The following is an 11,508-nucleotide window of genomic DNA, read 5'->3' on the forward strand; positions in this document are numbered from 1 at the left end:
CTCTCCCGGCGACCTGAGCCGAAGGACGGACAGGTGTCGTCGCAGCCGGAGATCCGCTCGGGTTCATCACTGGTGCTCGCAGTACTGGCGTCGGGCCAGTTCCTGATGACGCTCGACAGCTCGGTGATGAACGTGTCGATGGCGACCGTCGCACAGGACGTCGGCACCACGATCACCGGCATCCAGACCGCGATCACCCTCTACACCCTGGTGATGGCGTCCCTCATGATCACCGGGGGCAAGGTCGGCACGATCCTCGGTCGACGCCGCGCGTTCGGTATCGGACTGGTGATCTACGGCATCGGCTCGTTCACCACCGGACTCGCCCCGAACCTCGCGGTCCTGCTGGTGGGGTGGTCGTTGCTCGAAGGTATCGGCGCGGCTCTGATCATGCCGGCGATCGTCTCGCTCGTCGCGGCCAACTTCGCTCCCGAGCGGCGTTCCGCAGCATACGGTCTGGTCGCGGCGGCCGGTGCATCGGCCGTGGCCGTGGGTCCGTTGCTGGGCGGGGCCGTCACGACGTTCGCGTCGTGGCGTTACGTCTTCTTCGGCGAGGTCGTCCTGGTGGTGCTGATCCTGCTGGTGCTGCGCCGTATCGAGGACGTTCCCCCTCACCGCGTCCACCTCGACCTCGTGGGATCCGCACTGTCCGTACTCGGTCTGGGATCCGTCGTCTACGGCGTCCTGCGTTCGAGCGAATGGGGCTGGGTGCGGGCCGAGCCGGGCGCACCCGCCGTACTGGGTCTGTCCCCGGTCATCTGGCTTCTCGTCGCGGGCTCGCTGGTGCTCTATGCATTCATGCGGTGGCAGAGCGCTCTCGTCAGCAGGGGCCGCGACCCGCTGGTCGATCCGGGGCTGTTCGCCAACCGCCAGCTCGTCGGCGGTCTGACGATGTTCTTCGCGCAGTTCGCGGTGCAGGCCGGAGTCTTCTTCTCCGTCCCTCTCTTCCTGTCGGTCGTACTCGAACTCAGCGCGGTCGAGACCGGTGTCCGAATCCTGCCGTTATCGGTCGCTCTGGTGCTGGCCGCAACGGTGATCCCGAAAGTGCGACCCCACGCCGACCCCCGGCGTGTGGTGCGCATGGGTCTGGGTTCGATGATCCTGGGGATCCTGATCCTCGTTGCCGGTATGGACCCGGGTGCCGATGCGGCCGTGGTGTCGATACCCATGTTGTTGATGGGTCTCGGTCTGGGGGCGATGGCTTCCCAGCTCGGCGCGGTCACGGTTTCGTCGGTACCGGATTCCCAGAGCGCCGAAGTCGGCGGTGTGCAGAACACCGCAACCAATCTCGGGGCGTCGCTGGGCACCGCGCTGATCGGGTCGATCCTCATCGCGACCCTCACCACGTCGGTCGTCGCCGGAATCGAGAACAACCCCGACGTCCCGCCTTCGGTACAGCAGCAGGCGACCACCGAGCTGGCCGGCGGGGTGCCGTTCCTGTCCACGACCCAGTTACGGACTGCGCTCGACGAGGCGAATGTCGACCCCTCCACAACGGAAGCGCTCGTCGCGGTCAACGCCGATGCGCGACTCGAAGCACTGCGCGCCGCGTTCGCCGTGACAGCGCTCCTCGCGATCGCGGCGCTGTTCGGAACCGGACGGCTGCCGCGACGATCGGTCGGAACACGACCGCCCTAGAAATTCGCGGGGAATCGGTGCCCGGCGAACAGGACGCGAGCAGTCCCCGCACCGAGTGTGACCACGTCCACAACGTGATCGGGCTCTCGTCCGGCGAGAGCCGCGGCGAGACGGGCTGCGGCGTCGAGGGGGCGGGATGCGGGCTGCGGGTTGCCCGCGACGCCAACGATCGTCACGGGAGATCGCCTTCCGGATCGGCCCTCCGTGCGGAGAGCGACATACACCGCCGTCCTTCTCGCCGGCCGAACAGACCGGAGCCGTTTCGATCCGTACGAGCGGAAACCTCGACGACCCCTCGGTAGGGTCGGGTGGATGAGTGTCGCGGATTCACAGTCAGCCCCCACCGACGGTCTCGCAGGATGGGCACTCGAGTTGATGGACCGCCTCGGCGGTGTCGGTGCCGGCATCGCGATCGCTCTCGAGAACTTCTTTCCGCCGCTCCCCAGCGAGGTCATCCTGCCGCTCGCCGGGTTCGCCGCGAGCCTGGGCAGTTTCACCCTGTTCGGTGCGCTGTTCTGGACGACCCTCGGTTCCGTGCTCGGCGCTCTCGGTCTCTATTCGATCGGCCGTTGGGTGGGTGAGGACAGGATTCGCGCGGTCGTGCGGAAGCTTCCACTCGTCGATGTCGAGGACCTCGACCGTTCGACCGCCTGGTTCCAGCGGCACGGACGCAAGGCCGTCTTCTTCGGCCGGATGGTGCCCGTCTTCCGGAGCCTCATCTCCATCCCCGCCGGTGTCACGCGGATGCCGATCTGGCAGTTCCTCGCGTTCACCACCGCGGGCAGCCTCATCTGGAACTCGATCTTCGTGCTGGCCGGTTATCAGCTCGGCGAGAACTGGAGCGCCGTCGAACCGTACGCCTCGGCACTGCAGTACGTCGTGATCGCCGTCGTCGTCGCGGTGCTCGGCTACGGGATCGTCCGGCGCATCCGCTCGCGTTCGGAGGACACCGCTTCGGACAACCGCAGCTGACGGGTCATCCCCACACGGTGATCGCCGTGCACGCGCCCGCCACGACCAGCACCGTCAGGACGTCCCCGAGCCGCAGTCGCAGCGGCGGGCGGGTCGCCGATCGTGGTCCCCGTACCGCCAGCGCGTCGCCGAGATCGCGGACCTGGCGCATGGATACCGACACCACCGCGCCGACGGAGTCGGCCACCTCCTGCCACCATCCCGCCGGAGTGCGGATGCCGGGCCGGCCGCGGACCTTGCGCGCGGCGAACAGCACCCGCATCTCGGCGCGGACGGTCGGCAGCATCCGCAGCGCCAGCGCGCACACCGTCACCCATTCGTCGACGGGCATCCGTAGCAGTCGCAGCGGGGCGAACAGCACCGGCAGGGCGTCGACGAGATCGGACAGTCGCGTCGTCCACCCGACCAGCGACGCGAGCACCAACAAACCCACGCCGAGCAGCATCGTCCGAACGTAGGCGGTGAGCCCGCCACCCGCAGCGTTGAGGACCAGGCCGACGGCGAGGACCGCGAACACCCACCACGGAATCGTCGGGACCACCCCGCGGGGAATCCGCGCGACGAGCAGACCCACCACCAGCACGGCGAGCAGGATGCCGAGCCCGGTCCAGCTCGGAGCGAAGCTCACCGCCACCGACAGCGCCGCTGCCGACAGGACCTTCGTGCCGGCCCACACCCGGTGCAGGGGTGTCTCCCGAGGCACGGGGCGCAGCAGGATGATCGGGCGTCGCTGGCGCGTGCGTGTGCGACTCATGCGATCACCGCTCCCGTCTGCTCCACGATGCGTCCGTCCTCGAGCACCACGGTGCGCGAACACACCTCTTCCATTCCGTGCAGGTCGTGGGAGATGACGACGACGGTGACGTGCTCGACCGCGCGTAGATGGGCGAGGATCGACACGACCTCGCGGCGGCCCCGCACGTCCAGTCCGGCCAGCGGTTCGTCGAGCACCAGCACCCGCGGGGTGCGGGCGAGTTGGGCGGCGATCGCGACCCGCCGCATCTCGCCGCCGCTGAGCCGGTCGATCGGCCGGTCGATCAGTTCGGGACGCAGACCCACCCGGTGCAGGACGGCGGCGACGTAGCCGCGGTCGGTGTGCGGAAGCCCGGCCACCTCGGAGATCTCCTGGGCCACGGTCGGTCGTTGCAACTGCAGCCGTGCCTGCTGGAAGACCATGCCCACTTCTCCGTGCAGATCGGCCGTCGGGGTGTCGTGCAGCACGGCCGTTCCGCGCGTGGGGCGCATCAGTCCGGCGACGATCCACGCGAGCGTGGACTTGCCCGAACCGTTCTCCCCGACGACCAGCACCCCTTCGCCGCGGCAGATCGTCAGCGACACCTCGCGCAGCGCGGTGTGTGCCCAGGGTGTGCCGGCCGCATAGATGTGCGTGACGTCGCGCAGTTCGAGGACCGGCTGCGGGAACGCGGGCGCGGTCGCCGCGACCGGTGCCGGCAGCGATGGCGCGGCGATCCTCGGGACGATGCGTCCGTCGGCGATGTGCACGATGCGGTCGGCCGCGCGGGCCTCGTCGTCGAGATGAGTGACGAGCACGACTGCGGTGCCCTCCCGCGCGACGTCCGCGAGCAATCGGATCAGTTCCACGCGACTGTCGGCGTCGACCATCGCGGTGATCTCGTCGGCGATGAGCAGTGCAGGTCGCCGGGCGAGTGCGCCCGCCAGCGCCAGCCGCTGCAGTTGCCCGCCCGACAGATCTTCCGTGGCGCGGTCCGCCATCCCTGCCAGGCCGACCCGCGCGAGCAGATCGGCGACGTCGACGTCCTCGAGTCCCCACCGCAGATCCTCGGCGACGGTGCGGCCGAGCACCTGACTCTCGGGATGCTGCAGGATCATGGCCGTGCCACCGGGGCGTCCCGGACCGACGGATCCGGGCCGGTCGATCAGGCCGACGGTCGGCTCGAGTCCCGCGAGCAACCGTACGAGCGTCGACTTGCCCGAGCCGTTGCCGCCGACGATCGCGACGAACTCCCCCGGCCCGATCGTGAGGTCGATGTCCGAGAGGGCGTCGCGGTCGGTTCCCGGATACCGGTAACCGACGAGGCGCAGTGCGACGGGAAGCGGAGCCGGGTCGGCGGTCGGGTCCTGCTCGGGCCAGTCGACCGACCGGGTCGCCCACGTGCTGCGCAGGGCCACCACGCGGAAGATCCCGAAGCACAACAGCGCGGTCCCCACGGTGCCGACCAGCACCGCACCGCCGATCCACACCCACCACAGCCGCACCATGATCTCGAGGGTCCGTTCCCAGGTGTCGACGAAATGCTGCCCCGCACCGGCCACCTCGAACGCCCGGATCGTGCCGCGCATCGACGCTTCGAGCGCCTCGAGCAGCAGCACCCGGGTCCGGTCGAACAACAGCAGCAGACCGCAGGCGGCGGCCGCGAGCAGCAGCCCCGCGGGGACGGATCCGGCCAGCACCGCGAACACCGCCGCGTGACCCCACCGCCGGTGCGCGAACCCGACGAGCGTTCCGATCCCGGAGAGGACGACGACCGCGGCGACGGCGAACGGCCCACCGGCCACGAGCGCCACGACACCTGCGGCGACCGTCGCAGCGACGATCGCGCGCAGGCGGCCGGTGGCGGCGAGGAAAGCGACGGGGAGCGCGACGAGCACCTGGGCGACACCGACGGGTATCAGCCCGGTGACGACCGACAGCACAGCCGTCAACGTCCCGAAGACCGCCGCTGCGGCGGCCTCCGGTGGTCGAAGAGGTCCCCGTGTCCTGGTCACCGATCGCACCGGCCCCAGTGTGCCAGCCGCTAACGCGACTGCTTCTCCGGTGGCGTCATCTCCACCCGCACGCCGACGAGGCGAACCTCGCGGTCGTGATCGAAGCGGCCGAGCAGTCCGACGGCCGCATCGGTGACGGCTGCGAGATCCGTGGTGGGCGACGGCAGGGCGACACTCGCGGTGTGGGTGACGAACGGCGCGTAGCGGATCTTCAGCGCGACCCGCACTCCCGCTCGTCCCTCACCGCGGACGTCGTCGACCGCCCGCGCCGCGAGATCGCGCACGCACTCCGCGAGTGCATTCCAGTCGCCGACGTTGTGCTGGAAGGTCGTCTCCCGGCTGCGCGACCGGGCCACCCACGGTTCCGCCGACACCTCCGTCGAGCCGGCACCGGCACCCAGGCCGACGAGCCACGGACCGGTCCTGGGCCCGAACCGCGCCGCCATCTCGTCGACGGAAGCCCGGGCGAGTTCGCGGACCGTGCGGATGCCCATGTCGTCGAGTTTCTTCACCGTGCGTGAGCCGATGCCCCACAGCGAATCGGGCGAAAGTTCGCCCATCACCGCGAACCAGTTGTCGCGCGTCAGCCGGAAGACACCGCGGGGTTTTCCGAAACCCGTTGCGATCTTCGCGCGCAGGACGTTGTCGCCGATCCCGATGGAGCAGTGCAGACCGGTCGCGTCGAGCACCGCGGCCTGCACGCGCTGCGCGAACGCCTCCGGATCGTCGGTCTCCACTCCGAGAAACGCTTCGTCCCAGCCGAGTACGTCGACGACCACACCGAACCCACGGAGTGTGTCCATCACGACATGCGACACCTCGTTGTAGGTGTCGGCGTCGACGGGCAGGAAGACCGCGTCGGGGATCTTGCGCGCCGCGACCCGCAGCGGCATTCCCGACCCCACCCCGTGCTCGCGCGCCTCGTACGACGCCGTGGAGACGACTCCGCGCTCGGTGGGGTCGCCGCGACCGCCGACCACCACCGGTCGGCCCGCCAACTCCGGGTTGCGCAGCACCTCGACCGCGGCGATGAACTGGTCGAGGTCGACGTGGAGGACCCACTGGTCGATGCCGGGCGCGCCCATGCCGACAACCGTAGGACGTTCACCGCGGTGCGGGCACGGATTCCGGGCGAGCGGTTCGGTTCGACCGAACAGTCCTTGCCTCGAGCATTCGCTACCGCTCTTGCCGTCCGCTATGGCAATTGCCGTAGCGGACGACCAATGGTGTAGCGGACGGACGATCACATGATGTGGTGCCGACCCACGGGCAGCACGAGCGGCTTGCCGGAGACCGGATCGGAGATCACGCAGCTGTCCAGACCGAAGACCGCCTTCACCGTCTCACCGGTGAGCACCTCCGAGGGATCCCCCGACGCGTAGATACTGCCGTCGGCCATCGCGACGAGATGGTCGGCGTATCGCGCGGCGAGGTTGAGGTCGTGCAGCACCATCACGATGGTCGTCCCGCGGTCGCGGTTGAGATCGGTGAGCAGATCGAGCACCTCCACCTGGTGGCTGACGTCGAGGAAGGTGGTGGGTTCGTCGAGCAGCAGCAGGTCGGTCTGCTGCGCGAGCACCATCGCGATCCACACGCGCTGCCGCTGCCCGCCCGACAACTCGTCCACCGACCGCTCCGCGAGTTCGGTGGTGTGGGTGGCGGCGAGTGCGTCGGCAACCGCAGCGTCGTCCTCCCGGCTCCAGCGCGACAGCACCCGCTGGTGCGGATGCCGGCCGCGGCCCACGAGGTCGGCGACGACGATGCCCTCCGGGGCGATCGGCGATTGCGGCAGCAACCCGAGGGTGCGGGCGAGTTTCTTCGCGGGCAGCCGGTGGACGTCCTTGCCGTCGAGCAGGACGTGCCCGCCGCGCGGCGACAGCAGTCGTGACATCGACCGCAGCAACGTCGATTTCCCGCACGCATTGGCGCCGACGATGCACGTGATCCGCCCCGGTGGCACCTCGAGATCGAGGCTCTCCACGACGGTGCGGTTGCCGTACCCGAGTTCGAGTTTCTCGGCGATCAGAGTGTGCGATGCGGTCACAGCGAGCCTCCCGCGCGGTTGGAACGAATGATGAGGTAGACGAGATAGGGCGCGCCGAGCGCACCCGTCACCACCCCCACCGGGTAGCGCGTGTCGAAGGCGTACTGGCCGACGAAGTCCGCGACCAGCACCAGCAGTGCGCCGACGAGTGCCGCCGGGACGAACAGCGACGTTCCCCGTCCGACGATGCGGGCGGCGATGGGCCCGGCCAGGAAGGCGACGAACGCGATGGGTCCGGTCGCGGCGGTGGCGAAGGCGATGAGCCCGACCGCCGAGACGATCGCGATCAGACGCGTGCGTTCGACCCGCACACCGAGCGCCTGCGCGGCGTCGTCCCCGAGCTGGATCATCGACAGGTTGCGGATCTGTACGAGCAGCACCGGCCCGAGCACGGCGAGGGCGACGACGACGGGCACCGTCGCACCCCACGTCGCGCCGTTGAGGCTGCCGGTGAGCCAGCGCATCGTCTCCTGCAGATCCCAGGTCGCCGCAGTGCTCAGGAGATAGGAGGTGACGCTGTCGAGCATGGCGGCGATGCCGATGCCGATGAGGATCAGGCGTGTGCCCGCCACACCACCGCGATAGGACAGGCCGTAGATCAGCAGGGCCACGGCCAGACCGGCGACGATCGCGAAGATCGACACGCCGGTACCACCGAGACCCAGCACGATGATGGCGAAGGCCGCCGCGGCACCGGCCCCGGAGCTGATGCCGATGATGTCGGGGCTCGCGAGCGGGTTGCGGAGCATCGTCTGGAAGGTGATGCCGCCGAGCCCGAAGCAGATTCCGGCGACCACCGCGAGGACCGCGCGGGGAAGTCTCAGGCGTCCGACGGTGAAGGTCGCGCCGGCCACGTCCTCTCCGAGGACGACACGCAGCACGTCCGCGGGCGGATAGAACGTCTTGCCGAACATCAGATTCGCGGCGAAGGCTGCGGCCACGAGAGTCGTGAGCACGGCGATGACGAGGTGTCGACGCCGTCCGCGCCGCACTCTGCTCGCGGCGAGTTCGTCGATGTCGGGTTGGGTGGTCTCGAGTGTGATTGTCACAGTTCGCGCAGCTTCTGCCGTCGGACGATGTACACGAAGAAGGGCGCCCCGATGAGCGCGGTGATGATGCCGACGTCGATCTCGGCGGGTCGCGCCACGATGCGGCCGACGACATCGGCGGCGGTGAGCAGTCCCGCGCCGACGAGAGCCGAGAACGGCAGCAACCACCGGTTGTCGATGCCGATGAGCAACCGGCACAGGTGCGGCACGACGAGACCGACGAACGCGATGGGACCGGCGATCGCGGTCGCCGCCCCGCACAGCAGGACGGCACCGAACGAGGCGACGCCGCGGGCGAGAGCGACCCGTTCGCCGAGACCGGCGGCCATGTCGTCGCCGAGTGCGAGGGAGTTGAGGCTGCGCGCCGACAGCAGGCAGACGGCGAAGCCGACGCCGAAGAACGGCAGGGCCTGCGAGATGGCCTCGAAGTTCGCTCCGCCCACCCCGCCGATCTGCCACGACCGCACGCTGCCCGCGATGTCGCCGCGGGGCAGGATGACGGCGGTGACGAACGACGCGAGCGCCGCCGAGGTGGCGGCACCGGCGAGCGCAAGTTTGAGGGGTGTCGCTCCCCCACGGCCGAGCGATCCGATCGTGTAGACGAACAGCGCGGCCGCCGCGGCACCCACGATCGCGACCCAGATCATGGAGGTCTGGCTCCACAATCCGAACCAGGCCATGCCGATCACCACGGCGAGCGAGGCACCCATGTTGACACCGAGAATGCCGGGATCCGCCAAGGGATTACGGGTGACACCCTGCATCACGGCACCGGCGAGCCCGAGCGCTGCTCCGACGACCAGCGCGAGCACCGTGCGCGGAATGCGTTTGGCGATCGCGCCCTGACCGATGTTGTCGGTCGCGCCTCCGAGAGCCGCGACGATGTCGGCCCAGTCGACGTTGCGCGAGCCGATGGTGATCGACGCGATCACCAGCAGAACGAGCACCCCGAGCAGGGCCAGAAGCCAGACGGAATTGCCGACGGCCGAGCGCCCCCGTTCGTGAGCGCTCGGCGTCGACTGCCGGTGTGGTGCGGTCACTCCGCGTTCGACTTGCCGGCTGCGTCGGCGAGCAGATCGACGTAGTCGGAGAGCACCCAGGAGATGGCCAGAGGAGTGGGGTTCGCGGCGGTGCCGAGCGGGCCGGAACCGTCGAGGAAGACGATCGAACCGTTGCGGACCGCGGGCATCTGCGACAGCAGCGGGTCGGCTTCGAGCGCGTCGACGAGCGCCCGGTCACCGTAGGTGACGATGATCTGCACGTCGTCGAAGACGTCGACCTGCTCGGCGCTGACCTTCTTCGAGAACGCGTCGTCGGTGGAGGCGTCCGCCACGCTCTTCGGGGTGGCCAGACCGAGATCCTCGAAGAAGGCCGCTCGCGTGTCGTTGGCGGTGTAGAAGCTGACCTGGCTCAGGTCGGCGGTGTCGACGTGGGTGAGGAACATCGTGGCCTTGCCCTCGAGTTCGGGGTGCGCGGCGGCGGCGTCGGCGATCTCCTGTTCCAGGATCGCGACGAGTTCCTCGCCTTCCTCGGCCATGCCGAGGCCGGCGCTGTTGAGCTCGATCATGTCGCGCCACGAGGTCGCCCACGGCGCTTCGGGGTACGCGACGACCGGCGCGATCTCGCTGAGGGTCTCGTAGTCCTCCTGCGTCAGACCGGAGTAGGCGGCGAGGATGACGTCGGGGTTCGTGTCGGAGACGGCTTCGAAGTCGATTCCGTCGGTCTCGTCGAACAGGACCGGGGTCTCGGCGCCGAGTTCTTCGAGTCGCTCTTCGACCCACGGGAGCATGCCGTTGCCGTCGTCGTCGCCGAAGTTGGCGGCCGCCATACCCACGGGCACGACGCCGAGCGCGAGCGGCACCTCGTGGTTGGCCCAGTTCACCGTGGCGACGCGTTCGGGCTTCTCGTCGAGGGTGACGGTGCCGAGCGCGTGCTCGATGGTGATCGGGTATTCGCCCGAACCGGCGGAGCCGGAGCCGGTGGTGTCCGAGGATTCGGAGGATCCACAGGCGGTGAGACCGAGGGCGACCGCGACGGATGCGGCGGCGATCGTCAGAAAGCGCTTCGAACGCATGGAGGCAGAACTCACTCTCGTACGGGGTGGGGGCTCGGCCTTACTACCGGCGGCAGTTAGGCGAGGTTTGCCTAAACCGTAATGTTCGCCCGAATCCTGCGCAATCGCTCGATCGGGACAGCTCCTGTAGCGATCGGGACATCAGCCCGCGCGGAACACCCCGGGCGTCGTGCCGGTGACCCTACGGAAGGCCGCCCCGAATGCGCTCGCCGATCGGTAGCCCACCCGTTCGGCAACCTCGTCGACATCCGTGCCGTGGCCGAGCAGCATCACCGCTCGCTGCGCACGGACCGCCGCAACCCACCGGCCGAGACTCAGTCCGGTCTCCGACCGGAACGTACGGGTGATGGTGCGGGTGCTCACCCCGAGCTCGGCCGCCCAATCCGAGAGCGTCCGCGGATCGCTCGGGTCCTCGGCGATCGCCTCGACGATCGGCCGCACGACCGGCGAGGAGGGCACCTGCACCATCAATTCGTTTTCGGCGGGGGCGAGCACGTCGATCACCATGCGTTCGGTCAGCGAGCGCGACCCGTCGCGGAGATGCTCGTCCGCCAGCCGGTCGAGCAACAATCGCAGCAGCGGTGTCATCTCCACCGCGACCGGGCCGTCGGACAACGACGGGGCGGAGTCGATCCCGAAATGCGCGGTGCGGTACCAGGTTCCGGCAGGCATGACTCCCCAGTGGAGCATGCCCGCCGGAATCCACAGTCCCATGGTCGGGGTGATGGTCCACGTGCGCGAACCGATGGTCGCGGTGGAGGCACCCCGGTCGTTCCACAGCAGTTCGTGCGTCGGATGCGAATGCGCCTCGAAGCGGGTCTCGCGGGAGACGAGCTCGTCCATGCCCGCGATGACGAAGGGCACGTCGATCTCGCCGGCCTCGTAGACCGGCAACGTCCTGCTCTCCACCGCCTCGACGCTCTTCACCCGACGCCCTCCTCCGCTCCGCGACGACGACAATCCTCACATGTGCCGCCGCCGCG

General features: G+C 69.2%; 11 protein-coding genes. 2 read left to right on the forward strand and 9 right to left on the reverse strand.

Translation table 11 applies throughout. The features are described from left to right. The first annotated feature begins 33 nt into the window (after positions 1–33). Complete coding sequence (locus EQ874_RS19855; RefSeq protein WP_129977865.1) at positions 34–1,638, forward strand: MFS transporter; 1,605 nt, start codon at positions 34–36, stop codon at positions 1,636–1,638. Here EQ874_RS19855 and EQ874_RS19860 read toward each other — a convergent pair. Beyond that, entirely contained in the window at positions 1,635–1,814 is a 180-nt protein-coding gene (locus EQ874_RS19860) for a hypothetical protein (RefSeq protein ID WP_129977866.1), read from the reverse strand. The genes EQ874_RS19855 and EQ874_RS19860 overlap by 4 nt on opposite strands. Before the next feature lie 136 nt (positions 1,815–1,950). Here EQ874_RS19860 and EQ874_RS19865 point away from each other — a divergent pair, with 136 nt between their 5' ends. After that, positions 1,951–2,610, forward strand: coding sequence for a DedA family protein (locus EQ874_RS19865; protein WP_129977867.1), 660 nt, complete (start codon positions 1,951–1,953; stop codon positions 2,608–2,610). 4 nt (positions 2,611–2,614) lie between these two features. Here the strand turns inward: EQ874_RS19865 and EQ874_RS19870 are convergent, their stop codons facing one another. From EQ874_RS19870 to EQ874_RS19905, 8 genes are all read right to left on the reverse strand, one after another. Beyond that, positions 2,615–3,364, reverse strand: coding sequence for an energy-coupling factor transporter transmembrane protein EcfT (locus EQ874_RS19870; RefSeq protein WP_064063233.1), 750 nt, complete (start codon positions 3,362–3,364; stop codon positions 2,615–2,617). Further along, the gene (locus tag EQ874_RS19875) at positions 3,361–5,358 is read right to left on the reverse strand and encodes a DUF2232 domain-containing protein (RefSeq protein ID WP_207213591.1); all 1,998 of its coding nucleotides are present in this window, start codon (positions 5,356–5,358) and stop codon (positions 3,361–3,363) included. The genes EQ874_RS19870 and EQ874_RS19875 overlap by 4 nt, the downstream gene beginning before the upstream one ends. Positions 5,359–5,387: 29 nt before the next feature. Continuing rightward, entirely contained in the window at positions 5,388–6,443 is a 1,056-nt protein-coding gene (locus EQ874_RS19880; RefSeq protein WP_129977868.1) for a DNA polymerase IV, read from the reverse strand. Between the two features lie 158 nt (positions 6,444–6,601). Then, positions 6,602–7,402 carry an ABC transporter ATP-binding protein gene (locus EQ874_RS19885; RefSeq protein ID WP_129977869.1) on the reverse strand — a complete coding sequence of 267 codons (801 nt, stop codon included), beginning with the start codon at positions 7,400–7,402 and terminating at the stop codon, positions 6,602–6,604. Next, on the reverse strand, positions 7,399–8,451 hold the full coding sequence (locus tag EQ874_RS19890) for an iron chelate uptake ABC transporter family permease subunit (RefSeq protein WP_129977870.1): 1,053 nt from the start codon (positions 8,449–8,451) through the stop codon (positions 7,399–7,401). Before EQ874_RS19890 ends, EQ874_RS19885 begins: the two co-directional genes overlap by 4 nt. After that, complete coding sequence (locus EQ874_RS19895) at positions 8,448–9,491, reverse strand: iron ABC transporter permease (protein ID WP_129977871.1); 1,044 nt, start codon at positions 9,489–9,491, stop codon at positions 8,448–8,450. Before EQ874_RS19895 ends, EQ874_RS19890 begins: the two co-directional genes overlap by 4 nt. Then, entirely contained in the window at positions 9,488–10,525 is a 1,038-nt protein-coding gene (locus EQ874_RS19900) for an iron-siderophore ABC transporter substrate-binding protein (RefSeq protein ID WP_129977907.1), read from the reverse strand. Before EQ874_RS19900 ends, EQ874_RS19895 begins: the two co-directional genes overlap by 4 nt. Positions 10,526–10,666: 141 nt before the next feature. Next, a complete protein-coding gene (locus EQ874_RS19905; protein WP_129977872.1) occupies positions 10,667–11,452 on the reverse strand; it encodes an AraC family transcriptional regulator in 786 nt (261 codons plus the stop codon). Positions 11,453–11,508: the final 56 nt, after the last annotated feature.

Source organism: Rhodococcus sp. Q1 (assembly GCF_004153645.1).
Taxonomy (GTDB): domain Bacteria; phylum Actinomycetota; class Actinomycetes; order Mycobacteriales; family Mycobacteriaceae; genus Rhodococcus; species Rhodococcus gordoniae.

Excerpts from the sequence above, each read along its gene's own strand:
- EQ874_RS19865 (WP_129977867.1), top strand. The coding sequence starts at position 1,951 with ATGAGTGTCGCGGATTCACAGTCAGCCCCCACCGACGGTCTCGCAGGA.
- EQ874_RS19870 (WP_064063233.1), bottom strand. The coding sequence starts at position 3,364 with ATGAGTCGCACACGCACGCGCCAGCGACGCCCGATCATCCTGCTGCGC.
- EQ874_RS19880 (WP_129977868.1), bottom strand. The coding sequence starts at position 6,443 with ATGGGCGCGCCCGGCATCGACCAGTGGGTCCTCCACGTCGACCTCGAC.
- EQ874_RS19900 (WP_129977907.1), bottom strand. The coding sequence starts at position 10,525 with ATGCGTTCGAAGCGCTTTCTGACGATCGCCGCCGCATCCGTCGCGGTC.